This is a genomic window from Arachnia propionica (assembly GCF_003859805.1).
Taxonomy (GTDB): Bacteria; Actinomycetota; Actinomycetes; order Propionibacteriales; family Propionibacteriaceae; genus Arachnia; species Arachnia propionica_C.
In genome coordinates this window covers 387,774-414,281 of record NZ_RQZG01000001.1, presented here as the reverse complement: position 1 = coordinate 414,281, position 26,508 = coordinate 387,774, and the positions used below count along the sequence as shown (strand labels likewise).

The following is a 26,508-nucleotide window of genomic DNA, read 5'->3' as shown; positions in this document are numbered from 1 at the left end:
GTCACTCCTTCTCGAGCAACGCGTTCACGTCGGCGGCCAGCTGGGTGCACACGGCGGTGATCTCGGCCTCGCCGGTGAACACGGACTTCAGGACCGTCTCCTTCTCGGTCCAGGCAGTGGTGTTCTTCGACACCGGATACGGCACGGCGTAGTTCTCCGCGGCCTTGGTGAACACGTCGAGCTTCCAGGCCGGAACCTGGTCCAGCCAGACCTGCTGGGTTCCGGTGAAGGCCGGGATGGCAGTGCCGTTGCTGGCCTCGGTCTCGTTGGCCTTCTTGTCCGTCATGAACCTGACCAGGGCCTTCGCGGCCGCCAGGTTCTTCGACTTGGCGGCAGCCGCGTAGGACAGGCCGTGGATGATGGTGGCCTCCTTCTCCTTCTTCGGCAGCGGCACCACGATGAGCTCGTCGTCGCCGAACTTCTCGCGCAGCGGCTTGACCATCCAGGAACCGGCCCACAGGAGGCCGACGTCACCGTTCATGAACAGGGCATCGGCCTTGGAGTCGGCGACGATCTGGGGGGAGGGGATCGAACCGTCGTCCAGGAGATCCTTCAGGTACTGGATGCCCTCGATGGCCTTGGGATCGTCGAAGCCGGACCTGCCGTCCTTGAGGACGTGGCCACCGGCCTGGTGGATCGTGTTGTAGTAGCCGGTCTGGTTGGCGGTGACCTCGATCACCGCGCCCCAGGTGGCCCCGGAGGCCTTGACGGCCTTGATGGCCTCCCGGTGCTCGTCCCAGGTCCAGCCGTCGGTCGGGATGGCGATGCCCGCCTGCTCGAACACCTTCTTGTTGACGAAGCAGGCGATGGTGTCGTAGTCCTTCGGGACGCCGTACTTCTTGCCGTCCAGGCTGTACAGGTCCACCAGCGCCTTCGGGTAGCTGTCCCAGGCGACCTCACCGAGGTCGGTGAGGTCGGCCAGCATCCCGTTGGAGGCGTAGAGCTGGAAGTTCGGCCCGTTCATCCAGAACACGTCAGGCAGCTGCTCGCCCTCGGCCTGGGCGCGCAGCTTCGTCCAGTAGTCGTCGTAGACCGCCACCGACGGGGTGACCGTGATGTTCGGGTACTCCTCGTTGAAGGCCTTGATGTTGGCCTCCACGGTGGGGGTCTGGGCCTTGTCCCAGTAGAACAGGGTCAGGCTGGCCTCGGTCTCCTTGGTGAGGTCACCGTCGTTGGAGGAGCTGGTGTTCTGGTTGCCGCAGGCGCTCAGCCCCGTGGCGGCACCGAGCACTGCGGCTGCCGCCAGGAAGGTACGACGCTTCATCGGGTTCTCCTTCTTCTTCGTGGTCACTTGACCTGGTTGTTCTCGAAGTACTGCACGACTTCGGGGTCGAGGGTGGGGACGTCTCGTGGCGTGGAGCCGTCACGCAGGGAGTCCGTGGCCGCGATGGCCGCCGCGACGGCATGGTAGGCGCCCAGGGGCGAGGTGTCCGTGGGCGTGCCGTCGGTCACGAAGTCGATGAACTCACCGGTGGTCAGGACGTCGGCGTCCCCGTGGCCACCCGCGTCACCGGTGATGGGGTAGGTGGCGTCACCGTCGGGGTCGTAGTCGGAGCGATGTCGCCACAGTTTGATGTGTCCGCCCTCGTAGTCCCCGAAGTTCTCGATCCGACCCTCGGTCCCGATCACGGTGTAGTTGCGCCAGTAGTCGGGGGTGTAGTGGCACTGCTGGTACGAGGCGAAGACCCCGGACTCCATCTGCATCAGCATCATGGAGAGGTCCTCGACGTCGATGACGGGGTTGAGACCCTGTTGTGACAGCGGTGGCCAGTTGTCCATCGAGAACCACTCCCACATGAGCTGGTCGCTGTGGTCCCTCCTGTCAGTGACCCGGTCGTAGAGGGTGAGCCCGCCCATCGCGGTGACCCGGGTGGTGTGGGAATCGGCCAGCCAGTGCATGACATCGAGGTCATGGGCCGCCTTCTGCAGGAGCAGACCGGTGCCGTGCTCACGGGTGGCGTGCCAGTCCTTGAAGTAGTAGTCACCACCGTGACCGACGAAGTGTCGGCACCAGATGGCCTTCACCTCGCCGATCTCCCCCTTGCGGATGAGGTCCCGCATCGAGCGGACCACGTTCATGTGCCTCATGTTGTGGCCGACGTAGAGTTTGGTGCCGGTCTCGTGGGCGGTGGTGAGGATCTCGATGGCGTCCGCGGTGTGGATCGCCATGGGTTTCTCCAGGTAGACCGGGACCCCGGCACGCAGGAGTTCGCAGGTCACCGTGGCGTGTGTGTCATCGGGGGAGGTCACCAGTGCGGCATCGATGCCGGTGCCGATGAGCTCGGTCACGGAACGGGTCAGGGCGATGTCGTCGCGGCCGAGCCGGTCCAGGATTCGTTGTGACGCATTCGGATGGGGATCGGCGACGGCGGTGATCCGGCAGTTGCGACCGGGCAGTTCGAAGTGCTTGGCGATGTCTGAGCGGGCACCGACCCCCACCACGCCGATCCTGAGTTCGGGCCGGTGCTGGGTGGTTGCTGAGGAGGGCATCGGGACGTGGCTGCCTTTCGCGGTGACGTGGGTGAGCAGGGTGAGATTGCTCGGACAGGGGATCCGAGCCGTGAGATGGCCGAGCAGTTTCTGACGTGCGTCCTGGAGGGCGAGGGTCAGCGCCCCGACCGTCGCGGAGGCCTGGCCGAGGCGGGGGACCTCGAGGTTGAGAGCGGCAGCGCTCGAGGAACGCAGGGTCGCGAGGTGCGTCCTGATCTCATCCAGTGCCCCCGGGATCTCGCCATGGGTCAGGGCCACCACGATGGTGGCCGGGTCGAGAACCGCGGAGACGGCCCCGATGGTCTCGGCCGCACGCCTCAACTGTCCCGGGAACAGGGTCTCGTCCTCGGTGATGACCAGCCCCACCTCACCGGCGTCATGATGGCTGCCGCGGTGGAGCTGTCCGCCGAGCACCAGTCCGGTCACGATGCCTCGTGACAGACCGATGAACAGGAGGTCGGCCGAGGAGGTGAGGCTGTGGTCGCTGCACCGGATCGCGAACTCCCCGAACGCGGCGGCATTCACGTCGTTCTCCACCCGGACCGGGAGGCCGAGCCGTTCCGTCAGACGTGCTCCCAGTGGGAAGGACTCCCACTCCTGGACGGCATCGGACCGTTTGATGCACCCCTCGGGGTCGACGGTGCCGGTGGTGGAGATCACGATGGCATGGACCGGGGACGGCTGATGCCGCGCGATCTGCTGGTTGATGACCTCGATGAGAAGATCCAGACGCTGCCTCGCGTCGAGGCTCACGTCCTGGCGCAGGTCGACACCGGTGACCGTGCCGTCCAGCTGAGCCGTTGCCGCCAACAGGCTGCTGTGCAGCAGGTCGACCCCGATCACCACGCCGGCCGAGGGAGCCGTGGCCCACACCTCGGCCGGACGCCCCACCCCTCCTTCCGCCCCCAGACTGTGCACCAGCCCCTGGTCACGCAGCACCTCGAGCAGGCCCGTGACGGTGGGGCGGGAGAGCTGGGTCACCTTCATGAGCGAACTCACGGTCGCACTCGGGGTCGCCAGAAGCGCGTCGTACACGCTCGCGAGACGTTCAGCTCGACCGGCCACCACAGGGGGCATCTCTGACCTCGATTCCGCAAGATACTTACGCAAGTATCCATATGAATGAGTCGAGACTAGGGCCACGAGTACCTGACGTCAAGAACCGGAACTCCCGGTCCGATCACCCTGTCGACCAGTTGCTCCCGGGTCCTTGGAACAGGCCGTTCTCCGTGGCCCCCGACTCCCCGGAGAGAGTCAGCTCGAGCCGTCTGTGGGACAGCTCGCTGACACGAGTGGGGAGCTCCTCACGGGGCACCCAGTGGACTGCACGCAGTTCCAGGTCCCGTGGGGCCAGGGCCCCGGCCACGTGGTCCGGGAGCACGCCACCGTCGTAGATGAACTCGATGGCGTCCCCCCAGCCGAGGTGCGGGGGCATCCAGTCCACCAGGACGGGCTGGCCCAGCGCGCATTCGAGCCCGATCTCCTCGAGCACCTCACGCTGGGCACCCAGTCTGGGGGACTCGCCCGGGTCGACGACCCCACCCGGCAGCTCCCAGTCCTGCTTGTAGGTCGGTTCGGTGAGCAGCACCCGGCCACGGGAGTCCCGGAACACGACGTGGGCGATGACCCGTTTCGTCGGCAGCACCGAGTTCATCACCCCGGAGAAACCGTGTGGACCGTAGACCGGGTCGACCGCCAACCGGGCGTAGATCAACACGTCGACGAGCTGGCCGTCCGGCGTCAGGATGGCCGAACGCAGGCGCCCCTCCCGGCGGAATCCGCACCGGTGCAGGGCCTGCATCGCCACCCGATCCGTCGCGGGGATGTCGCACTGCAGGCGACGCAGGTTGTGCGCGATGATCGCGTCGTCGGCGGCCAGGGAGACCGCACGCTCCAGGGTCTGGGCATCGGTGAGCTGCTCACCCCAGCGCAGGTGGCCGATGCCCTGGGCGATGTCGACCTGGACCTTGAACTCGCTCACGTCGCAGAACGCCGCAGCCAGATGGACGCCAACGGGGGGATCGTCACCCGCGCACTGGCAGGGAAGTGTCCCCACGGGGCCGTGGTGGCCGTGACCTGACCCAGGTTGCCGAACTCACCGGAACCGTCGTAGACCGAGGAATCGGTGTTGAGGATCTCGTCCCACTCCCCGGCGACGGGCAGTCCCACCTCGTAGTCGGTCACCGGTTCGGGGGAGAAGTTGGTGAAGCAGGCGACATGGTTTCCCCCGGAGTCGTGTCGTACCCAGCTCAACAGGTTGTGCCCGTTGTCATCAGCGTTGATCCAGGTGAAACCGTCCGGGCTGCTGTCCAGTTCGTGGAGCGCAGGAAGGGCGACGTAGAGGTGGTTGAGGTCGCGGAACAGCCGTTGCAGGCCGCCGTGACCCCACAGTTCCGAGACCCACCACTCCAGGCTGCGGGACTCGTTGAACTCAGGACGCTGCCCGAACTCGGAACCCATGAAGATCAGCTGCTTGCCGGGGAAACTCCACATGAACGAGTAGAAGGCGCGCAACGTCGCGAACTTGCGCCAGTCGTCCTGGGGCACCTTGTTGATCATGGACCCCTTGCCGTGGACCACCTCGTCGTGGCTGATCGGCAGGATGAAGTTCTCCGAGTACTGGTAGACCATCGCGAAGGTCAACAGGTTGTGCTCGTACTGGCGGTAGACCGGGTCGAGCGCCAGATAACGCAGGGAGTCGTTCATCCATCCCATGTTCCACTTGAAGCCGAAACCGAGCCCTCCCTCGTGCACCGGTCGGGTCACGCCGGGGAAGCTCGTCGACTCCTCCGCGATCATCATCACTCCCGGATGACGCTCGTGGAGATGCCGGTTGACGTAGCGCAGGAAGTCGATGGCCTCGAGGTTCTCCCGGCCGCCGTGCTCGTTGGGGATCCACTGTCCCTCCTCGCGTGAGTAGTCGAGGTAGAGCATGGAGGCCACCGCGTCGACCCGAAGCCCGTCGACATGGAACTCCGTCAGCCAGTACAACGCGTTGGAGATGAGGAAACTCTTCACCTCGTTGCGGCCGTAGTTGAAGATGTAGGTCCCCCAGTCCATGTGCTCCCCCTGGCGGGGATCCGCATGCTCGTAGAGGGCGGTGCCGTCGAAGCGCCCGAGCGCCCAGTCGTCCTTCGGGAAATGACCGGGAACCCAGTCCATGATCACACCGATGCCGGCCTGGTGGAGCCGGTCGATGAGGTACCGCAGGTCATCAGGTTTGCCGAACCGGCTGGTGGGGGAGAAGTACCCGGTCACCTGATAGCCCCAGCTGGGGTCGAACGGGTGCTCGGCCAATGGCATGAACTCGACATGGGTGTAACCCTGCCAGGTGACGTAGGAGACCAGTTCCTCGGCCAGGTCCAGGTAGCTCTTGCCGCGGCGCCAGCCCCCCAGATGGAGCTCGTAGATGCTGATCGGTTCCTTGTGGGGTTGCGACCGTGCCCGCCTGGTCATCCAGTCGTCGTCGGACCAGATGTACCTCGACTCGTAGACGATGGAGGCGTTGGCCGGGGCCTGCTCGGAGAAGCGGGCCATCGGGTCGACCTTCTCGTGCCAGGTGCCGTCGGGGCCCTGGATACGGAACTTGTACAGGGTGCCCTCGCCGATTCCCTCGATGAAGGTCGCCCAGACCCCGGAACCGGGGATGAGCTGCATCGGGTCCCCGGTCCACCAGTTGAAGTCACCGATCACCTGGACCGCCTGCGCGTTCGGGGCCCACACCGCGAAACGCACCCCCTGGATCGGGCCACGCTCGCTGTCCTCGACGGTGCACGTGAAGGAACCGAGACGGCGCCAGAGCTCCGTGTCGCCACCCGTGTGGAATCCTTCCAGATCCCAGCCTGTCAGTCCGCCAAACGGGTCATGCGCCATCTCAGCTCCTCAGTGGTTGATCCTTGCGAGACAATCTACCGGCACCGGGAGGAATGCGGGTCGGTTCCTGGATTCATAGACGACCTCGTAGACGGCTTTGTCCACCTCGTAGGCCAGGAGCAGTTCGGACGGGAACCGTCCGGTCGCGGCACAGCCCTCGATGAAGGCCGCACGTGCTCCCAACCTCCAGGACTCCTCGCCGCCACCGATGTGGGCCGCGTAGTCGAACGAGCGGAGCATCCCGGCCACGTCCCGACAGGGGGAATCAGGTCGTCGTCGCTCAGCGAGGGACTTCAACGGCTCACCCTCGAAGTCCACGTAACGCCACTGCCCGCCGGTCAGCAGGGCCTGCCCCAGGTGGCAGTCGCCGTGGATCCGCTGGGCGACCAGCCGCATCCCGCGCACCTCGGTGAAGCAGGTGAGCACCGAGGAGCGGAACTGCTCGAGCAGGGGGGCCTCCCGCAGGGCTGCCTCGAAGCGGGCGACGAAGGTCCGGGACAGGGCATCGCCGTCGATGACGGCGGTGGGCAGCCGTTCAGCCAGCAACCGGTGGACCAGGGCCAGCTGTTCACCCAGGGCGCGGGCCTCGTCGGTGAACGGCCGGTCTCCCTCGGCCGCCTCGCAGGCGACGACGAACCCGTCGCGTGGATCGGGCAGGGCCTCCAGGAAGACCCCGAGATCGACTCCGCCATGGCTCCAGGTGCCGAAGAGCTTGGCCACCGCGCCGGAATCCGCCAGGACCTCGTGCAGTTCGACGTCCAGGTTGCGCCCCTCCTCGAGGCGGCGGAACACCTTGGCGATGAGGACGTCCCCGAAGAACACGGAGGTGTTCGACTGCTCCCCGCCGTACCGTCTGGGGGGCAGCCCCAGGGGAATGTCCTGTCTCGGCTGGAACCCGTCCCGCTCCTCGGCGAGACACTCCACCAGGATCGACATTGCCTCGGGGTCGTCGACGGCCTCGACGGGCTCGCCGCCTCCCGCGTGGAAGGCCAGTGGCACGTGGTACCGCTCCGTGTCGCCGTCGGCGTAGCGGATGTGAAGCACCGCACTGCGGACCCCGGGGCGTTGCCCGGCGGGTTCTGCGATCCAGGGCAGCAGTTCGACGCGGGTCATCTCCCAGTCGCGGGTGCGGCCGGAGAACCACCGGGCCTCACCTGCGAGGCGGGTGAGGTGGGCGGTGAGGTCGGCTCGGGTGGGCATCAGCCAGCCGTGACGTGGAAGATGTGTGCGGGACGGTCGGGACGCAGCTGGATCCAGTTGCGTTCCCCCCAGCTGTAGGTCTCGCCGGTCAACTCGTCATGGACCCGGATCTGCTGCCCGGGGGTCAGACCGAGGGCGGCCATGTCGAGGTACACGTCGGAGGTGACGGTGTGATCGGGGTCGAGCGAGCAGACCACCAGCACCACGTCGTCGCCGTCGTGCTTGCTGTAGACGATCACCTGGTCGTGGGGGGCGTGGTGGAAGTGGATGTCGCGCAGCTGTTGCAGACTGGGGTGTCGGTCCCGGATGGAGTTGAGGCGGCCGAGCAGCAGGCCCAGGTTCGGCTCGGCCTGGAAGTCCCGCGGACGGTACTCGTACTTCTCGGAGTCCAGGTACTCCTCACGCCCGGGGGCGTTCGCCTCGTGTTCGAACAGCTCGAACCCGGAGTAGACCCCCCAGGACGGGGACAGGGTTGCCGCGAGAATGGCACGGATGGCGAAGATCGCGGGATTCCCGGACTGCAGGTGGAAAGGATTGATGTCGGGGGTGTTGACGAAGAAGTTCGGCCGGTAGTAGGCAGCCATGTCCCGGCTCAACTCGGTGAGGTACTCGGTGAGTTCCCACTTGGTCACCCGCCATGTGAAGTAGGTGTAGCTCTGTTGGAAACCGACCTTGCCCAGCGCGGCCATCATCTGTGGCTTGGTGAAGGCCTCCGCGAGGAAGATCACCTCAGGATCGGTCTGTCGGACCTGACGGATCAGCCAGTCCCAGAACTCGACGGGCTTGGTGTGCGGGTTGTCCACCCGGAAGATCGTCACGCCACGCTCGATCCACAACCGCACGATCCGCAGCACCTCCTCGTAGAGGCCCTCGGGGTCGTTGTCGAAGTTCAGCGGATAGATGTCCTGGTACTTCTTCGGGGGGTTCTCGGCATAGGCGATGGTGCCGTCCAGCCGGGTGGTGAACCACTCGGGATGCTCCTTGACCCACGGATGGTCCGGGGAGGCCTGCAGGGCCAGGTCGAGGGCCACCTCCAGCCCCAGGGAACGGGCCTTGGCCACGAAACGCCCGAAGGCGTCGAGGTCACCGAGATCGGGGTGGATCGCGTCATGGCCACCTTCGTCGGACCCGATGGCCCATGGGGAACCGGGGTCCTCGGGGCGGGCGTCGAGGGAGTTGTTGCGTCCCTTCTTGAAGGCCTGGCCGATGGGATGGATCGGGGGGACGTAGACCACGTCGAAGCCCATCGCCGCCGCGGCCTCGAGGCGTTCGTGGGAGGAGTCGAAGCCGCCGGAGTGCCACCTCCCGGTGCCGTCCTGCCACGCACCCTGGGAACGGGGGAAGAACTCGTACCATGACGAGTAGAGTGCACGGCGCCGTTCCACCAGGATCGGGTACTCCTTGGTGGGGCTGATGCACTCCCGTGGTCCGAACCGGGCCATCGCACGTTTGATCGGACGGGATTCGATCAGCTCGAGGATCTCCTCGACCGGGGTGCTCGGGGTCAACGACTCCGCGGCTGCCCGCAACAGGTGTGCCGCGGGCAGCACCCCGTTGCGGTCGGCCTCCTCGGCAGCGAGGTGGAGCAGCTCGCGACCCTCCATGCAGAGCAGGTCGACGTCCATGCCGAGGGGGAGCTTCGTCTCCGTGTGGTGCAACCAGGTCGCCCACGGATCGGACCACCCCTCGATGCGGAAGGTCCACTCGCCCTCTGCGGCCATCCTGACGTACGCCTCCCAGATGTCGAGCCCGAGCGGTTCCACCTGGGTCATGTCGATGCGTCGCTGTGTGCCCTGCGGAGAGGTGAGGATCACCGAGGCGTTGACGGCGTCGTGGCCCTCCCGGAACACGTTCGCACGGATCAGCAGTCGCTCGTGGGCCACGGCCTTGACCGGGTAGGCCCCGGATTCGATGACCGGGGTGACCCCGGTGACGGGGATTCGACCGAATCCCCCCTCCGTTCGGCGCAGATGGGCTCGGGTCGGTGTGGCGTCATTCACGGGTCACAGACTACTTCGTCAGGTTTCGCGTGGGGAGAGGACGCACTGTATTTTTGCCCCGTGCGTGCATTCCGACGATTCACCGTTCATCCTGTTCTGCCCGAGCGCATCTCGAAGCTCGAGGCACTGGCCAAGAATCTCCGCTGGTCATGGCACCAGGAGACCAGGGACCTGTTCCGGGCCATCGATCCGTCACTGTGGGAGGAGACCGGGGAGGACCCCCTCAAGCTCCTGTCCGCCGTCGACGCCGAGCGCGTCCAGCAGCTCAGCAACGACAAGGTCTTCGCCCGCAACGTGGAACTCCTCCACGACGACCTGACGAACTACCTGTCGGCCGACCTGTGGTTCCAGCGCTACGCGGCCGAGCACGGTGACGCCCCGCAGGGCATCGGCTACTTCTCCGCGGAGTTCGGTGTCACCCAGGTGCTGCCGCAGTACTCCGGCGGACTGGGAATCCTCGCCGGGGATCACCTCAAGGCCGCATCCGATCTCGGCCTGCCCCTCATCGGGGTCGGCCTGCTCTACCGGTACGGCTACTTCCGCCAGTCCCTCAACGCGGCCGGTTGGCAGCAGGAACGCTACCCGATCCTGTCCTCCACCGAGATGCCCGTCGCTCGCCTCGTGGACGAGGCGGGTGATCCGCAGGAGATCAGCGTCGAGGTCTACGGGCGGCAGGTCAACGTCTCCATCTGGGTGGCCTCCGTCGGCCGGATCCCACTGCTGATGCTCGACACCGACCGTGACGACAACGACCCGGAGTCGCGCAACATCACCGACCGACTCTACGGTGGCGGCACGGAACACCGTCTGGCCCAGGAGGTCGTGCTCGGCATCGGCGGTGTCCGTGCGCTGCGTCGGTACTGTGAGATCACCGGGCACGCCTGCCCGGACGTGTACCACTGCAACGAGGGGCACGCCGGGTTCCTCAACTTCGAACGGATCCGTGAGTACCGTTCGCAGGGTCACGACCTGCCCACCGCGATCGAACTGACCCGGGCAGGAACGGTCTTCACCACCCACACCCCAGTCCCCGCGGGCATCGACCGTTTCGACAAGGGGCTGATCGAACGGCAGTTCGCCTCCTTCGATCCGGGCCTGCCGCTGGATGCCATCATGTCCTTCGGCTCCGAGACCTACCCGGGCGGGGACCCGGGTCGGTACAACATGGCGGTGCTGGGGCTCAGGCTGGGCCAGCGTGCCAATGGTGTCTCGAAGCTGCACGGCGAGGTCTCCCGCGACATGTTCAACGGGTTGTGGCCCGACTTCGACGCCACGGAGGTGCCGATCGGCTCGGTGACCAACGGTGTCCATCACCGGACCTGGATCCATCCCGAGCTGCTCGAGATCCTCAAGGCGCACACCGATGACTCGAGCACGGTCATCGACGGCTACGACTGGTCCGCGATCCAGCGGGTCGACGACGACACCCTCTGGGGCCTGAAGCGTCAGCTCCGCTCGTCGATGATCCAGATGGCCCGTGGTCGTCTCGCCGAGGCCTGTCGGACCCGCGGCATTCCGGCTGACTGGACCAGGGACGCCCTCGATCCCCGGGTGCTCACCCTCGGTTTCGCCCGTCGCGGCGCCTCCTACAAGCGGTTGACGCTGATGCTGAAGGATCCGGAACGACTCAAGGCACTGCTGAACCACCCGACGACCCCGATCCAGATCGTCATCGCGGGCAAGGCGCACCCGGCGGACAACATCGGCAAGTCGCTCATCCAGGAGATGGTGCAGTTCTCCGACCAGGAGGACGTGCGGGGCAGACTCGTCTTCCTCCCCGACTACGACATGTCGTTGGCCCGCCCGCTCTACCCGGGCTGTGACGTCTGGGTCAACAACCCGCTGCGTCCCTACGAGGCCTGCGGTACCTCCGGCATGAAGGCGGCGCTCAACGGGGCAGCCAACCTGTCGATCCGGGACGGCTGGTGGGATGAGCTCTACGCGCCCGAGTTCGGGTGGGAGATCCCCTCCGCCGAGGGCATCACCGACCAGGCGGAGCGTGACGCCGCCGAGGCGGAGTTCCTCTACTCGATCATCGAGAACGAGATCATCCCGCGGTTCTACACGCTCGACGCGAACGGCAACCCGGCTCAGTGGCTGCAGATGATGCGTGACTGCATCTCCGAGCTCGGCCCCGAGATCCTCGCCTCCCGCATGGTGCGTGACTACGTCACCGAGTACTACACCCCGGCGGCCAGCTCACTGCACGCGCTCGACGACCACACCGCCGCAGGTGACCTGGCGAGCTGGAAGGAGCGGGTGCGTCGGGACTGGCACTCGTTGCAGGTCGTCGGTCTCGACGTCGGGGTGACCGGGCAGCTGGAGACCGGCACGGTGCTGCGTCCCACCGTCGACGTCAGGCTGGGACAGCTGCGTGCCGAGGACGTCTCGGTCCAGTTGATCTTCGGTGACGTGGACAACGAGGACCAGTTGCACGACATCCGGAAGTACCCGACCACCCCGGTGAGCGAGGCGGACGGGGTGACCCGGTTCGTGGCCGAGGTCCCGACCCGTTACGCCGGGCAGATCGGCTGCCTGGCCCGCGTGGTGCCCTCCCATCCGCTGCTGTCCAGCGATGCGGAGATGGGGCTGGCCGCCGTCATCCGCTGAGTGCACTCGACGGTGGTGTCCCGGTGGTTCGAGCCACCGGGACACCACCGTGTCAGGTCTGTCCAGGTGAGGGCTGGGCCAACTCCAGCCCCGCCAGGTGACGGCGCAACCGACTCGCCATCGGCCAGAACGTCGCCATGGTGAAGCCACCACTGACGAGGCCACCCAGCACCGGAACCACCTTGGAGACCCCCCTGGCGAAGGCCTCCTTGGACATCCGCAGCCCGAGCTGGGTGGCGATCCGGTTCACCACTGGGTAGAGCACTCCTTGGGACAGTGCTCGTTTCGGCCATTCGGAGGCGACCCGGTTCGCCAGCAGGTTCGAGATCCCCTGGGTCGCCCCGTAGGCGCCGAACATCACGCCGCTGAACAGCGTGAGGATCCCCTTGGTGGTCTCGTCGAACTCATCACCGTCGAAGAAGTCGGGCCAGCCGTGGAGGTAGGCCAGTTTCTGCGAGACCCGCAGCACGTGGGCCAGGTTCTGGGCCACGTCCGGGGGAACCATCCCGAGCAGGGCGAACCCGCCGGGAAGTCCGGTGGCGGCGGAGAAGGCCGAGGCCCGGGTGCTCTCGCTGCGCACCGCCTGTTTGGCGAGCTTCTCGATCAGGGCGGGGGAGAGCCCCGCCTGCGCCGGGGTGGTGGCCGCGGCCGCGTCGATCTCCGCCGACGTGCAGTGTTCCTTCAACGTGCGGCGCAGGAAGTCCTCGCGGGGGATCCGCACCCCGGGCGGGTGGCGCGGCCGACATCAGGGCATCCATGAAGTGGTTCCGGGCCCCACCCTCGTCCAGCGCGATCTGCGTGTCCACGGTGGGCTCACGACGACATCGGTACCGACATGCCGTGCACGTCGTCGGCGGTGGTGGGTACCGTGCAGCCCAGCAGCACGACGCTTCGTCCCGGGATGGTGAGTTCGCTCCCCGGGGCCAGGTCCTCGGCCGGGAACTCGCCATCCTCACCGGAGTGCCACACGACCCTGAGGCCGAAGGCCCAGGGTGTGCCCGGCAGGGTGACCTCCACGGGGAGGGCACCGGAGTGGAAGTAGGCCAGGAACGCCTCGGATGTCGTGGAGCTGTACATCCCGAGCAGGCGACGTCCCCCGTCGTACCAGTCCTGCTCGGTCATCTCCGCCCCGGCCTGGTTGAACCAGGCCAGATCGACGCGGCCCAGCGGACGCCCGAGTGCGTCGAGCAGCTCGGTGTGGTGGAGGTAGGCGTCCGGTCGGAGCGCGGGATGCTCGGCACGCAGTCGCAGCAGCGCCACGAGGCGTCGGCGCACCTGTGACCACCGGGGCTCGATGTCCCAGTGGACCCAACTCAGGGGGGAGTCCTGGCAGTAGGCGTTGTTGTTGCCCTTCTGGGTCCGGCCGAACTCATCGCCGGCGACCAGCATCGGGGTGCCTGCGGCGAGCACCTGGGTGGCGTGGAGGTTCAGCACCTGGCGGGCACGCAGGTCATTGATCGCCGGATCATCGGTCTCACCCTCGAAGCCGTGGTTCCAGGAACGATTGTTGTCGCTGCCGTCGCGGTTGCTCTCACCGTTGGCGAGGTTGTGCTTGACGTCGTAGCTGACGAGATCGCGCATCGTGAACCCGTCGTGGGCGGTCACGAAGTTGATGGAGGCCTGGGGGGTGCGCCCGGACTCGTGATTGAAGATGTCCGGGGAACCGGAGAGCCTGGTCGCGAGTTCCTGCACCCCGTGGACCGCACCCCGCCAGTAGTCGCGGGCATGGTCACGGAACCGGTCGTTCCACTCGGACCACCTGCGTCCGAAACCACCCACCTGGTAGCCGTACGGCCCGATGTCCCACGGCTCGGCGATCAGTTTCACCTCGGAGAGCACCGGATCCGAGTCGATCTGCTGTTTGAGGGGGTGCTGGTGATCCACGTGGTGTTGATCGTTGCGGAGCAGCTCGGTCGCCAGGTCGAAGCGGAACCCGTCGACCCCCATGTGCTCCACCCAGTACCGCAACGAGTCCATGATGAGCTGCCGAACCATCGGTGTCGCCGTGTTGAGGGAGTTGCCGCAGCCCGTGACGTCGTAGTCGTCCCGGAGATCCCCGGTCAGTCGGTAGTACCCGGCATGGTCGATACCGCGCATGGACAACGTCGGCCCCTCGTGCCCGCCCTCGGCGGTGTGGTTGTAGACCACGTCCAGGAGCACCTCGATCCCGGCCTCGTGCAGCGCGGTGACCATCTGCTTGAACTCGTCGACCTGGTTGCCGACGGTGCCCCGGGTGGCGTAGTAGGCGTGGGGCGCGAAATAGGACAAGGTGTTGTAGCCCCAGTAGTTGCGCAGTCCTTTGTGGGCCACGAAGGGCTCCGAGGCGAAGTGGTGGATCGGGAGCAGCTCAACGGCGGTGACCCCGGTCTCGCGCAGGTAGTCGATGACGTCGGGGTAGGCCAGGGCCGCGAAGGAACCGCGGAGATGTTCCGGGACCAGGGGATGCATCTTCGTGAAGCCACGCACGTGCATCTCGTAGAGGACGGTTTCCGACATCGGCCGACGACCACCGACCACCGGCGGGGGCGGCGGGGTGTCCGCGACGACGACACCGAGCGGGACCGCTCCGAAGGAATCCGTCGAGTTCAGCTCGAAGGTGTCGGTCGAGATGTGGTCATGGATGGGGCCTCGGTAGTCGACCCCGCCGTTGACGGCCCTGGCGTAGGGATCCAGCAGCAGCCGGGCCGGGTTGAATCGCAGCCCCCGATGAGGGGCCCACTCCCCGTGGACCCGGTAGCCGTAGAGCTGGCCGGGGCCGATGCCGTGGACGAAGACGTTCCAGATGCCGTGCTCGCCCCGGTTCATGTCGATGTTGTGCTGGTCGTTGCGGTTGTCGATCAGGACCAGCTCCACCTGGGTGGCGTGGGGTGCCCAGAGCCCGAAGTTCACGCCACCGGTCGCCACGTGTGCCCCGAGGCGAGTTGTGTCGATGGCTTCGAGAAACATGCGATTCCACTCCTCATCCGACGACAGGGCCGATCCATTTTGCCACAACTCGTCAGACGTCTGGGGCCCAAGCGTGCTGAAAAGGTACGGTGTCGGGGTGAGGACCTATCTCGACCATGCGGCCACCTCGCCCCTGCGTCCGGCGGTGGGGGAGGTGCTGGCCGAGGCACTGCTGGCAGGGGGCAATCCGTCCTCGCTCCACCGCACCGGGCAGCGCGCGCGACGTCGGTTGGAGGAGGCCCGGGAGGAACTCGCTGCGGCGGTGGGGGCCGAGCCCTCCGAGGTGGTCTTCACCTCCGGGGGGTCAGAGGCCGACACCCTGGCGGTGCTGGGTTCCCGGTGGGCGCGCCCCGAACGACCCCGGCTGCTGATCTCGGCGGTGGAGCATCCTGCTGTTGCGGAGGCACGGGCCCACGGTGCGGAGCTGCTGGGGGTCGATGACGAGGGGAGGGTCCTTGCCGAGGAGGTCGAGATGCTCGACCCGCTGGTCGCCCTGGTGTCGGTCATGCACGTCAACAATGAGACCGGGACCCGGCAGCCGATCCGGGAGTGGGCGGAGCACGCGCACCGGGTCGGGGCCTGGTTCCACACCGATGCCGTGCAGGCCCTCGGGCACGTCCTCGTCGATTTCCACGACAGTGGTGCCGACCTGATGAGTCTGTCCGCCCACAAGATCGGTGGTCCCGTCGGGATCGGCGCGTTGCTGGTGCGTCGTGGTACCGCCGTCGCCCCGCTCGGGCTGGGAGGGCGTCAGGAGGGGCGGCTGCGTTCCGGTACCCAGCCCGTCGCCCTGGCCCAGGCCTTCGCGGCGGCCACGACGATGGCCACCGCGGGACTGGAGCAGGAGGCCGCCCGGCTCACCGGGCTGCGGGATCGACTGCGTGGGCTGTGCCTCGCCCTGGGTGGGCAGCTCAACGGCGCCCAGGATGCCGCCCCGCACATCGTCAACGTCACGTTCCCCGGCACCCGGGCGGAGGATCTGCTGTTCCTGCTGGACGAGGCCGGGATCGACGCGGCGGCAGGAGCCGCCTGCCGCGCCGGGGTGCAGGCTCCGAGCGAGGTGCTGCTGGCGATGGGCCGTGACGAGGCCGCCGCTGCCGCCGCACTGCGTTTCTCGTTGGGTCACGACAGCACCGGGGCCGACATCACGCGGCTGGGTGAGGTGCTGCCCGGGATCCTCGGCCGGGCCAGGACGGCCAAGTAGAATCCAGGGCCTGTGCCCATGAAGGAGGGGAGCCGGATGAAGGTGCTGGCCGCCATGTCAGGTGGGGTGGACTCCGCCGTTGCCGCTGCACGTCTCGTCGCGGCCGGGCACGAGGTGACCGGGGTCCACCTGGCCCTCAACCGCAACCCGCAGCCCTATCGGGAGGGCTCCAGAGGATGCTGCTCCCTGGAGGACGCCCACGATGCCCGACGCGCCGCCGACCTCCTCGACATCCCCTTCTACGTGTGGGACTTCTCCGAGGAGTTCCAGGACGCCGTGGTGGCGGACTTCGTCGCCGAGTACCGCGAGGGTCGCACCCCCAACCCGTGTCTGAGGTGCAACGAACGCATCAAGTTCGAAGCCGTGCTGGAGCGTGGTCTGGCCCTGGGCTTCGACGCGGTCGCCACAGGTCACTACGCCCGGCTCGAGATCAACCAGGGTGAGGTCGAGCTCCACCGCGCCGGTGACCCACGCAAGGACCAGTCCTACGTGCTGGGAGTCCTGCAACAGGAGCAGCTGCGTCACAGCCTGTTCCCCCTGGCCGACACCCCCAAACCCGAGGTTCGGGCCGAGGCCGCGGCACTCGGCCTCAGGGTGGCCACCAAACCGGACTCCTACGACATCTGTTTCATTCCCGATGGTGACACCCAGGGTTTCCTGAGGGAGCATCTCGGGGAACAGGTCGGTCCGGTCGTCGATGAGGCGGGCACACGGCTCGGTTCACACCGGGGGCACCACGGTTTCACCGTCGGCCAGCGGCGTGGACTGGACCTCGGGGTGCCCGCCCCGGACGGGCGGCCACGCTACGTGCTCCGGATCGAACCCGCTTCGAACACCGTGGTCGTCGGGCCCCGTGAGGCCCTGGCCGCCCGTCTCCTCGACGGGATCCGGGTCACCTGGACACAGGCACCGCTCACCGGGCCCCTGCACGGCCAGGTGCAGTACCGGGCCCACGGGGCAGCGCTGCCGGGACTCATCGAACCCACCGATGAGGGGGTGAGGGTCACCCTGGACGACCCCACCCAGGGGGTGGCACCGGGGCAGTCGATGGTGTTCTTCGACGGTACCCGTGTGGTCGGTTCCGCGATCATCAGGAGCGCCCGGTGATCCGGGTCACGGCGGCTGGGTCCCTGCCGGGTGACGACTTCCGTGGTGCCCTGACCGCGATGACGGAGCTGCTGCCCGACCCACTGCCCTGGCCGGAGCTGCCCGACCGGGGCATCGGGTCCGACATGATCGGTCGGGCCCTCGGGGTGATCGACGACCTCGGCTTCGATCTGCAACCGGCAGGGTGGCGACTGATCCACGGTACGGGAGCGGATCACCGACGGGCCCGGGCACAGTGGCGACGGGACCTGGATGACGCCGAGGAACTGCTCCAGGGATTCCCCGGTCCCCTCAAGATCGCACTCGCGGGACCGTGGACCCTGGCAGCCACCGTGGAACGGCCGAACGGGGACCGGCTGCTCGCCGATCACGGGGCCCGCGACGAGGTGGCCCAAGCCCTCCACGAGGGGTGGGCGCGGCTGCGGGCCGAGCTGGCACGTCGACTTCCCGGGGTCGAGGTGATCCTGCAGGTCGACGAACCGATGCTGGTCGCAGTCGGGCAGGGCGACATCGACACCTCCTCGGGGTTCAGCCGGCACCGGGCCGTGCACCGGGACGATCTGACGGCGGCCCTCGCCCCGTTCAGGGACGGTGCGTGGCTCCACTGCTGTGCCCCGGGCGACTGGTTGGTCACGGCCGAGCGGGCCGGGTTCCGCACGGCTGCGGTTGACTCCCGCCTGTTCCGTGGCGCCGGCATCGACCGCCTCGTCGAATGGGCGCAGGGCGGAGGGAACCTGGCACTCGGCGTGGTCGACACCGCATCAGGGAGGGTGCAGCCGATCGATGCGGTACTGGCGGAGACCCTGCGAGTGCTGCGTCCCCTGGAGCTGGGGACGGCGGCGGTGGTCAGGCAGGTCGTGTTGACGACGGCCTGCGGGATGGCGGGCTGGCGCATCCCTGACATCCCTCGTCAGCTCGAGTCACTCCGCGAGGCCGCCCGACTCGCACCCGAGAACCTGGTCGAGGACTAGACTGCCGTGGTGCGAAAGACGTCCGACCTCAATCTCAACGCCCGGACCCCGCTGCGTGCGCAGCCCGCAGTCGGCGTCTGGGGCCCCCAGGCCGTGCCGTCCACCCGCTGGAAGAAGTGGCAGCGGGCCCTGGTTCCCCTCATCGCCGTCGGGATCGCCGTCGGGGTGTTCTTCCTGGCGCGGATGTTCTACCTGGCGCTGGTCGGCACGCAGATGATGGCCTGACGGGCTACTTCTCGTAGGTCACCGCGTGGACCAGTTCCGGCCAGCGCTGATCGAGGCATCGACCGGCCCAGCGACACAGGCCGTGGGCCGCCACGCCTCCCACCAGAGGTCCCACGACGAGGTACACCCAGCCGAGCCACGGTGCACCCCTCAGCCCGAGCACCAGCAGCACGCACAGCGCGAGGACCACCGACAGGCACAGTGAGTGCAGCAGCACCGCCAGGAAGGCGGAGCCCTGACCCTTCATGCTGGAGGCGAAGGGGCTGCTGCCCGGCGGGGGCAGGGTGCCGGTGAGGAAGACCGAGACGAACAGACCGATCCCCGCCCCGATCAGCAGCACCATCGAGCCCAGGCCCAGCAGTGCCGGGAGCACCGCCCACTGGTCGGTCGCCCAGACGGCGACCACTGCCGTGAGGCAGAGGCTGGGACACAGCAGTACCGCGTTGCCGATCAACCGTCCGAGTCGGTCGTCACGGCCCCGGATCCCCGAGACGGCGTGCGTCCACAGGGCCGAGCCGTCGTAGGAGGTGTCCTGCAGACATCCCAGACCGGAGACCCAGGTCACCAGCGTCACGACCAGCCACGGCAGTGCCGGGCCCAGGGGAAGCTCCGACGTGCCCTGCTGCACGAGGATCACGAACAGTGGCAGCAGCGAGATCATGATGAGGGAGAGGAACCGTCTGGGATCCCGCCGGTACTGCCGCAGGATCCGTGCGGCGACGGTCCCTGCGGGGGAGCCGGGCAGGAGCCGATCGAGCCAGGGCCAGGAGACCTGTTCCTCGGCCGCCCCCGAACTGGGAAGCGGTGAGACCAGGCTCCGCCCGAGCTGCCACGTCCACACCACCCACAGCACGGCCAGGAAGGAGACCGTCACGAGCAGCTGGGCCCCGGCCGTTCCCCAGGCTCCCACCGCGACGGCACCGGGGAGTGCCCAGGGGGCACCGAGAGGGGTCCAGGCGAGCAGATCGGCCATCGGGGCGAATCCGGCCGGGGAGAGCTCGAAGGTGATCCCCCGGGAGGAGGCGAGCAGGGAGGGCAGCCATGCCAGTGCCACGAAGAGGAGGACGATGACGACGTACATCACGTCCCGGGAGCGCCGGTTGTTGAGGATCCTCCCCAACGCGGTGACCAGGATGCGGCCCGAGACCAGGCCGGTGAGCAGGCCGAGGGGAGTCATGACGACGGCCGCCAGCAGTTCTGCGGTGCCCGTCGCCCAGCCACCGATCAGGCCGATGCTGACGATGAGGGTGAAGATCCCGGGCAGGGTGGCCAGATCGGTGAGCACCAGGGGGAGCGACAGCTGCCCGGGCCGCAGGGGCAGCAGACTCAGCCGGGACGGGGCCAGGGAGTCATCCATGGCGAAGAAGATCACCGAGCCGAGCAACCACACCGTGACGACGGTTGTTCCTGCCAGGACCATCGCGACCGGCCGCCACTCGGGGATCGAACCGGTGAGCAGCAGACCGACGGTGAGCGCCACGATCCCGGGAAGCATCATCAGGGCCAGGATGCCGACACCGACCGCCGAGGCCACGTTGGAGGTCAGGGCCCTCAGTTGGGACCGGAGTCTCACAGCGAGGAGCGTCGCAACCACTGCAGTGTCTCCTCCCCGGGGATGCGGCCCTGACCGACGAGTTCGACGAACCGGTCCTGCAGCGTCGAGTCACCGCGCACCTGGGCGACGGTGCCCGTCAGCAGCAGCCGACCACCTGCCATGATCCCGACCCCGTCGCACAGGTTCTCCACCAGCTCCATGACGTGGCTGGACAGCAGCACGGCACCGCCACCTCGGGCGTAGTCCCGCAGCAGGGTACGGATCACCTGTCCGGAGACGGGATCGACGGCCTCGAGGGGCTCATCGAGGATCAGCAGCCGGGGCGCATGGATGAGTGCGCAGGCCAGGGAGATCTTCTTCGTCATCCCTGCCGAGTAGTCGGCGACGACCTTGTTGGCGTCCTCGGCGAGTCCCAGCACGTGGAGCAGTTCACCGGCCCGTTGTTCGACCAGGTCGCGCGGTAGACCGCGAAGCCTCCCGTTGTAGCGCAGCAGCTCCACGCCACTCAGCCGGTCGAACAGCAGCATGCTGTCCGGGAGGACCCCGAAATGGGCCTTGGCCCCGATCGGGTCCCGCCACACGTCGTGACCGAGCACCGTCACACGACCGTGGTCAGGCCGGAGCAGACCGCAGATCATGGACATGGCGGTGGTCTTGCCGGCCCCGTTGGGGCCGACGAGACCGAACACATGACCGCCGGGGATCCGCAGGTCGAGGTTGTCCACGGCGAGGGTTGCGCCGAAACGCTTCACCAAGCCGTGGGTGGCAAGTGCTGTCTCCATGCACCCGAGACTACCCATCACCCTCGGCGGGTGGGTTCAGGAACCCTGAACGGCGGCGGCGAACCATCCCGTGATACTGCTCGGATGGGTGATGGCGGTGCCGACGCACACCGCCCAGGCCCCGGTCGCCATCACGGCCCGGGCCTGGTCGAGGGTGTGGACCCGCCCCTCCACGATGACCGGTCTCCGGCAGGCCGCAACGGCCTGCCGGGCCAGCTCGAGGTCAGGGCCGTCGGTCTTCGGGCGCTCACCCGAGTACCCGGCCAAGGTGGTGCCGATGATGTCGGCCCCGTCCGTCTCGGCCCGGAGGCAGTCCTCCAGACTGCCGCAGTCGGCCATCACCAGCACCTTCGGGTGAGCCTCCTTGAGCCCCCTGACGATCTCGGCGAAGGTCGAGCCGTCCGGGCGGGGCCGGGAGGTGGCGTCGATGGCCACGATCCGGGCCCCGGCCTCGGCACAGGCCAGCGCGTGCCGCAGCGTCGGGGTGATGTAGACCCCTTCGGCGCCGTCCTTCCAGAGTCCGATCACCGGGACGTCGACCACGGCAGTGGTGGCCCTGATGTCCTCGATGCCCTGGACCCGGATGGCGGCGGCCCCGCCGAGGACGCAGGCCTGGGCGATCCGTGCCATCGTCTCCGCGTGACGCATCGGTTCACCGGGGTAGGCCTGGCAGGAGACCACCAGGCGGCCCTTGAGGGCCTCGAGCGTGCCGGTCACCTCAGCAGTCCCGTGCTCACGAGAACCTCACGGACGGACTCGATGTCAGCCTCGGAGAACTCGCCGAGGGTGGCGGGCTGGGTCGGGTGGTCGATCACCCCGAGCAGGTGCATGGCGATCTTGAACGCTCCCACACCGGTGCCGTCACCGCCACGTCCGGTGGGCTTGAAGACGATCTCGAACTCGGCGTTGATCTGCTCCTGGAGTCGGGAGGCCTCCTCCCATCGTCCGGCGGCGCAGGCATCGGCGAGTTTCCGGTAACTCACCGGGTCGACGTTGGCGAAACCGGGAACCTGACCATCAGCCCCGGCCAGGAGCATCAGGTCGTTGACCAGCTCGTGGCCGGTGAAGACCTTGAGCGGGGAACCAGCGGCCTTGTTGAGGGCGATGAGGCGACGGAACGCGACATCGTTGCCGGAGGAGTCCTTCACCCCGACGATCACTTTCTGGCTGCCCAGTTCGACCAACAGCTCGGGGGACAACTTCACCCCGCCGAGCCGCACCGGCACGTCGTAGGCGAACACCGGGACGTCGACGGCGGCCGCGATGAGGCGGAAGTGCCTGGCGATCTCCTTCTCGTTGTTCAGGGCGTAGAACGGAGCGGTGGCGACGATCGCGTCGGCACCCGCCGTGACCACGCGTCGTGCCTGGTCGATCACGCGGGGAGCGGTGGTCTCCATGCAGCCGACGATCAGGGGGACCCGACCTGCGACCCGGCCAGCGATGGTGTGGACCACGGCCACGCGTTCCTCGTCGGTGAGATAGGTCACCTCACCCGTGGAGCCGAGCACGAACAGACCGTCCACCCCACCGTCGAGCAGGTGGTCGACCACCCTGACGAGTGAGGCGTGGTCGATCTCCCCGCTCGGCAGCAAGGGGGTGACGACAGGGGGGATGATGCCGGAGAAGGCTGTCATGAGGTGTGCTCCTGAAGCAGGGACGGAACTGCGGAGAGCAGTTTCCTGGTGTATGGATCCTTGGGTGTGGAGAAGATCTCCGAGGTGGGGCTCATCTCCACGATGCGGCCGAAGAGCATCACCCCGATCCGGTCCGAGATGAAACGGACGGTGTTGATGTCGTGGCTGATGAAGACCAGGCCGAGACCGAGCTGGTCCTTCAGGTCGGTGAGCAGGTTGAGCACCTGTGCGCGCACCGACACGTCGAGGGCGGAGGTGGGCTCGTCGGCGATGATGACGTCCGGTTCCAGGGCGAGCGCCCGGGCGATGGCCACACGTTGCCGTTGGCCGCCGGAGATCTGCCGGGGCAGGACGTCGAGGGCTGACTGGGGAAGACCCACCAGGGAGAGCAGTTCCTTGACCCGGTTGAGCCGGGACGCGGCATCCCCGATGCCGTGCACCCGGAACGGGTCCAGCAGTGTCTCCCGTACCGTGAGCCGAGGGTTCAGCGCCGTCGCGGGGTCCTGGAAGACCACCGAGACCGCCCGGCCGAGCTGGGCACGATCCTTGGCGGATCTTCCGAGCCTCTGCCCCTTGAACAGGATCTCTCCCCCGGTGACCGCCTGGAGCCCCACCATCACCCGGGCGGTGGTGGACTTCCCGCAGCCGGACTCGCCGACGATGCCGACGGTCTCGCCGCGGGAGACGCTCAGCGAGACGTCGTTGACGGCGTGGACCTTGTCGGGACGGAACAGCTTGCCGGTGCGCGCCTTGTGGACGACGTGCACGTTGCGCAACTCGATGACGGGGGTCTCAGTCATGTGCGGCCTCCTTGTTCAGCACTTCACGCAGCTCGGGGGTGCTCGCCCAGTAATGGTCCGTCGTGCCCCCGACCAGCAGCAGCTCGGGCTTGGTCTCGAGACCGACGCCCGGATGCGAGCTGCGTGGGGCGAAGCGGTCCCCCGCCACGAACTCGCGGGGGCTCGGCACGGTGCCGGGCACCTGGTGGAGCCGACCGGCGCCCTCCTCGATGGAGAGCACGGCTCCGAGCAGGCCCTGGGTGTACTCGTGCACCGGGTTGGTGAGCAGCTCGGAGGTGTTCGCCTGCTCCACCACCTGGCCCGCGTACATCACGGTGATGCGGTGTGCCACCTCGGCGACCAGGGCCAGGTCGTGGCTGACGAAGACCATCGCGAAGCCGAGTTCCTGGCGCAGTTCGTTGAGCAGTTCCACCACCTGGGCCTGCACGGTGACGTCGAGGGCGGTGGTCGGCTCGTCGGCGATCACCAGCTGCGGGTTGCGGGTCAGGGCCATCGCGATGAGCACGCGCTGGCGCTGGCCGCCGGAGAGCTCGTGCGGGTAGGACCGCAGGGTGCGCAGCGGGTCGAGCCCGACCATCTCGAGCAGTTCCGCCGCCTCGCGGGTACCGCCGCGGCTGGTCAGCTGCTTCATCTGGGAGCGGATCAGCATCGACGGGTTGAGCGAGCTCAGGGCGTCCTGGTAGATCATCGCCATCTCGTGGCCACGCAGCGCGTTGCGTTCATGATCGTTCAGCGTCAACAGGTTCACACCGTCGAACAGGATCTCGCCCTGGACGTGCGCGGTCTTCGGCAGCAGCCCCATGACCGCCATCGAGGTGATCGACTTGCCACAGCCGGACTCGCCGACCAGGCCCATCGTCTCACCGGGACGCACGCTGAAGGAGACGTCGTCGACGATCTGGACGCCACCGTGGGCGCTGGGGAAGGAGATCGAGAGGTTCTGGACCTCCAGCAGTGGCTTGGCCTGCGGGTCCGCCAGCACCAGGCGGTCGGTGCGGGCCTGCTCCGAGGAGCGCAGCAGGGCCAGCCGCTCGCGCAGCTTGACGGCCTGCTCGGCATGGGCAGCGGCGATGACCGCGTCACGCTCGCCCCGGGAGGCCAGCTCGTCGGCCTCGACGTCGGCCTTGACCCTGATCCGGGGGCTGGCCAGGGCGTCGGTGAGGCCCTCGGAGAGCACGTTGAGGCACAAGGTGGTGATGAGGATGAACATGCCGGGGAAGAAGGTGACCCACCAGTGGCCGGACAGCAGCAGTTCCTTGCCCTCGGAGAGCATGTTGCCCCAGGTGGGAGTGTTCACCGAGGTGATGCCGGTGCCGATGAAGGACAGCGAGGCCTCGAAGACGATGGCATCGGCCACCAGCACGGTCGCGAAGACCATGATCGGGGCCAGGCAGTTGCGTGCCACGTGTTTGATGAGGATCCACCAGGTCCTGGCCCCCATCACCTTGGATGCGGCGACGTAGTCCTCACCGAACTGGGAGAGCACGTTGGCGCGCACCACTCGGGTGAGTTGGGGCACGTAGAGGAAGGAGATGGAGATGATGACCACCACGAGGATGTTCGGGACCCGGGAGGACAGGGCCGTGACCATCACGGCCGCCAGCGCGATGCCGGGGAAGCTCATGATGACGTCGAGCACCCGCATCAGGGTCTCGGAGACCCACTTGCGGGCCGTCGCGGCGATGGAGCCGAGCACGGCGGCCACCAGCAGGGCCAGTCCAGTGGCGGCCAGACCGACGGTCAGTGAGACGCGTGCACCGTGGATGATGCGGGAGGCGATGTCACGACCTCCCTTGTCGGTGCCGAACCAGAACTGGGAGTCCGGCGGGATCGAGTGATCAGGGATCAGTTGTTTGCCGACACCCTCGATCTCGGTCTCGATCTGGAGGACCTTCTCGTCGGGGACCAGGCCGCTGGCATCGGGGGAGTAGCGGGCGATCAGCGGGGCCAGGATCGCCATGAGGGCGATCACGCCGAGCACGACCAGCGCGATCCGGGAGCCGATCGGCAGGCTACCCAGGGCGGGGAGTCTGAGCCCGGGGGTCTGGAGCTTCTTCCTGGATTCTGCTGAGAGCATCACACGCTCCTGATCCGCGGGTTGACCAGGACGTAGAGCAGGTCAACCACGATGTTGATGAAGATGAAGGCGACGGCCACGGTGATGGTCACGCCCTGGACGATGTTCACGTCGTTGCGGGTGATGCCCTGGAAGATCAGGTCACCCATGCCCTTGATGTTGAAGATCAGCTCGATGACCACGGCACCACCCATGAGGTAGCCGACGCGCAGGCCCAGCACGGTGATCGGGGTGATGAGCGCGTTGCGCAGCACGTTGCGGGCCACCACCACGTGTTTCGGGATTCCGGCCCCGATGGCGGTGCGGACGTAGTCGCGGTCGAGCTCCTCGACCATCGCGGTGCGCACCACGCGGGTCAACGACCCGGCGACGGGAATCCCCAGCGCGATCGCGGGCAGCGTCACCTGGTCGATGTAGCGTGCCGGGTCGTCGAAGAAACTGACCCAGTCGGCGACCAGTGCGGGGAAGACCCCGGCGCCACCGGGGATGTTGCCCAGCCACTGGATCAGCAGCAGCGCGAGCCAGAACGACGGCGTGGCCAGGCAGGCGATGGAGAACACCCGGATCACCTGGTCGGGCCACCGGTCACGGTACAACGCGGCCACGACACCGAGGATGCCGGCGACGACGACGGCGATGGTGAGGCCGAGGAAGGTCAGTTGGAGAGTGATCGGGAAGGCCCGGGCGACCATCTCGTAGATGTCGACACCGGTGAAGGACTGGCCGAGGTCGATCGTGACGTTGAACGGGTCGAGCTGGATCTCCGGGGTGACGAGTCGCCACAGGTAGTCGCCGAACCGGACGAGGAGCGGGCGGTTGAGCCCGTGGGCCTCGCGGTAGGCCTCGAGGGCGGCGGCGTCGGCGGACTCACCCAGCGCCAGTCGGGCCGGGTCCGCGGAGGACAACGACATCACGAAGAACACGAGCAACGTGACGCCGACCACCATCAGGGGGAGAACCAGGAGGCGTCTGCCGAGCAGACGAAGGAAGGTGGACATGGACTGCTTTCCTGGGTCGAACGTGAAACGGGGGTC

At 67.5% G+C, this 26,508-nt stretch carries 20 protein-coding genes; 5 read left to right on the top strand and 15 right to left on the bottom strand.

The features are described 5' to 3' along the window. Position 1 precedes the first annotated feature (1 nt). The 6 genes from EII34_RS01995 to EII34_RS01970 all read right to left on the bottom strand — a co-directional run bounded on the left by EII34_RS01995 (position 2) and on the right by EII34_RS01970 (position 9,563). Entirely contained in the window at positions 2-1,264 is a 1,263-nt protein-coding gene (locus EII34_RS01995) for an ABC transporter substrate-binding protein (RefSeq protein WP_124842340.1), read from the bottom strand. 23 nt (positions 1,265-1,287) lie between these two features. Next, positions 1,288-3,567 (bottom strand): ROK family protein, encoded by a 2,280-nt coding sequence (locus tag EII34_RS01990; RefSeq protein WP_124842338.1) that lies wholly within the window; start codon positions 3,565-3,567, stop codon positions 1,288-1,290. 103 nt (positions 3,568-3,670) lie between these two features. Further along, the gene (locus tag EII34_RS01985) at positions 3,671-4,471 is read right to left on the bottom strand and encodes an NUDIX hydrolase (protein WP_124842336.1); all 801 of its coding nucleotides are present in this window, start codon (positions 4,469-4,471) and stop codon (positions 3,671-3,673) included. Beyond that, positions 4,468-6,363: a 1,4-alpha-glucan branching protein GlgB gene (gene glgB / locus EII34_RS01980; RefSeq protein WP_124842334.1), complete on the bottom strand. Its 1,896-nt coding sequence runs from the start codon at positions 6,361-6,363 to the stop codon at positions 4,468-4,470. The genes EII34_RS01985 and glgB overlap by 4 nt, the downstream gene beginning before the upstream one ends. A 9-nt stretch (positions 6,364-6,372) precedes the next feature. Then, a complete protein-coding gene (locus EII34_RS01975) occupies positions 6,373-7,563 on the bottom strand; it encodes a maltokinase N-terminal cap-like domain-containing protein (protein WP_124842332.1) in 1,191 nt (396 codons plus the stop codon). Further along, a complete protein-coding gene (locus EII34_RS01970; RefSeq protein WP_124842330.1) occupies positions 7,563-9,563 on the bottom strand; it encodes an alpha-1,4-glucan--maltose-1-phosphate maltosyltransferase in 2,001 nt (666 codons plus the stop codon). The genes EII34_RS01975 and EII34_RS01970 overlap by 1 nt, the downstream gene beginning before the upstream one ends. Before the next feature lie 60 nt (positions 9,564-9,623). Here EII34_RS01970 and glgP point away from each other — a divergent pair, with 60 nt between their 5' ends. Continuing rightward, the gene (gene glgP, locus EII34_RS01965; RefSeq protein WP_185711121.1) at positions 9,624-12,173 is read left to right on the top strand and encodes an alpha-glucan family phosphorylase; all 2,550 of its coding nucleotides are present in this window, start codon (positions 9,624-9,626) and stop codon (positions 12,171-12,173) included. 52 nt (positions 12,174-12,225) lie between these two features. Here glgP and EII34_RS01960 read toward each other — a convergent pair whose 3' ends face one another. Then, entirely contained in the window at positions 12,226-12,894 is a 669-nt protein-coding gene (locus tag EII34_RS01960) for a hypothetical protein (protein WP_124842326.1), read from the bottom strand. A 92-nt stretch (positions 12,895-12,986) separates the two neighbouring features. After that, the gene (gene glgX / locus EII34_RS01955) at positions 12,987-15,119 is read right to left on the bottom strand and encodes a glycogen debranching protein GlgX (protein ID WP_124842324.1); all 2,133 of its coding nucleotides are present in this window, start codon (positions 15,117-15,119) and stop codon (positions 12,987-12,989) included. 97 nt (positions 15,120-15,216) lie between these two features. Here glgX and EII34_RS01950 point away from each other — a divergent pair, with 97 nt between their 5' ends. From EII34_RS01950 to EII34_RS01935, 4 genes are read left to right on the top strand one after another with little or no spacing between them, the layout of a single operon-like run. Then, positions 15,217-16,323: a cysteine desulfurase family protein gene (locus tag EII34_RS01950; RefSeq protein WP_124842322.1), complete on the top strand. Its 1,107-nt coding sequence runs from the start codon at positions 15,217-15,219 to the stop codon at positions 16,321-16,323. Positions 16,324-16,359: 36 nt separating this feature from the next. Further along, positions 16,360-17,430: a tRNA 2-thiouridine(34) synthase MnmA gene (gene mnmA, locus EII34_RS01945; protein WP_124842634.1), complete on the top strand. Its 1,071-nt coding sequence runs from the start codon at positions 16,360-16,362 to the stop codon at positions 17,428-17,430. Then, entirely contained in the window at positions 17,427-18,401 is a 975-nt protein-coding gene (locus EII34_RS01940) for a uroporphyrinogen decarboxylase/cobalamine-independent methonine synthase family protein (protein WP_124842320.1), read from the top strand. The genes mnmA and EII34_RS01940 overlap by 4 nt, the downstream gene beginning before the upstream one ends. Before the next feature lie 9 nt (positions 18,402-18,410). Then, positions 18,411-18,626, top strand: a complete 216-nt coding sequence (locus EII34_RS01935; RefSeq protein WP_124842318.1) for a hypothetical protein — start codon at positions 18,411-18,413, stop codon at positions 18,624-18,626. Between the two features lie 4 nt (positions 18,627-18,630). Here EII34_RS01935 and EII34_RS01930 read toward each other — a convergent pair whose 3' ends face one another. From EII34_RS01930 to EII34_RS01900, 7 genes are read right to left on the bottom strand one after another with little or no spacing between them, the layout of a single operon-like run. Further along, the gene (locus tag EII34_RS01930) at positions 18,631-20,199 is read right to left on the bottom strand and encodes a hypothetical protein (protein ID WP_124842317.1); all 1,569 of its coding nucleotides are present in this window, start codon (positions 20,197-20,199) and stop codon (positions 18,631-18,633) included. Continuing rightward, complete coding sequence (locus EII34_RS01925) at positions 20,196-20,963, bottom strand: ABC transporter ATP-binding protein (RefSeq protein ID WP_260425010.1); 768 nt, start codon at positions 20,961-20,963, stop codon at positions 20,196-20,198. Before EII34_RS01925 ends, EII34_RS01930 begins: the two co-directional genes overlap by 4 nt. Before the next feature lie 36 nt (positions 20,964-20,999). Continuing rightward, positions 21,000-21,680 carry an N-acetylmannosamine-6-phosphate 2-epimerase gene (locus EII34_RS01920; protein WP_124842313.1) on the bottom strand — a complete coding sequence of 227 codons (681 nt, stop codon included), beginning with the start codon at positions 21,678-21,680 and terminating at the stop codon, positions 21,000-21,002. Then, a complete protein-coding gene (locus tag EII34_RS01915) occupies positions 21,677-22,597 on the bottom strand; it encodes a dihydrodipicolinate synthase family protein (protein ID WP_124842311.1) in 921 nt (306 codons plus the stop codon). The genes EII34_RS01920 and EII34_RS01915 overlap by 4 nt, the downstream gene beginning before the upstream one ends. Next, positions 22,594-23,397, bottom strand: a complete 804-nt coding sequence (locus EII34_RS01910; RefSeq protein WP_124842309.1) for an ATP-binding cassette domain-containing protein — start codon at positions 23,395-23,397, stop codon at positions 22,594-22,596. The genes EII34_RS01915 and EII34_RS01910 overlap by 4 nt, the downstream gene beginning before the upstream one ends. Next, positions 23,390-25,474, bottom strand: coding sequence for a dipeptide/oligopeptide/nickel ABC transporter permease/ATP-binding protein (locus EII34_RS01905; protein WP_124842306.1), 2,085 nt, complete (start codon positions 25,472-25,474; stop codon positions 23,390-23,392). The genes EII34_RS01910 and EII34_RS01905 overlap by 8 nt, the downstream gene beginning before the upstream one ends. Further along, positions 25,474-26,472: an ABC transporter permease gene (locus EII34_RS01900; RefSeq protein WP_124842303.1), complete on the bottom strand. Its 999-nt coding sequence runs from the start codon at positions 26,470-26,472 to the stop codon at positions 25,474-25,476. Before EII34_RS01900 ends, EII34_RS01905 begins: the two co-directional genes overlap by 1 nt. Positions 26,473-26,508 lie beyond the last annotated feature (36 nt).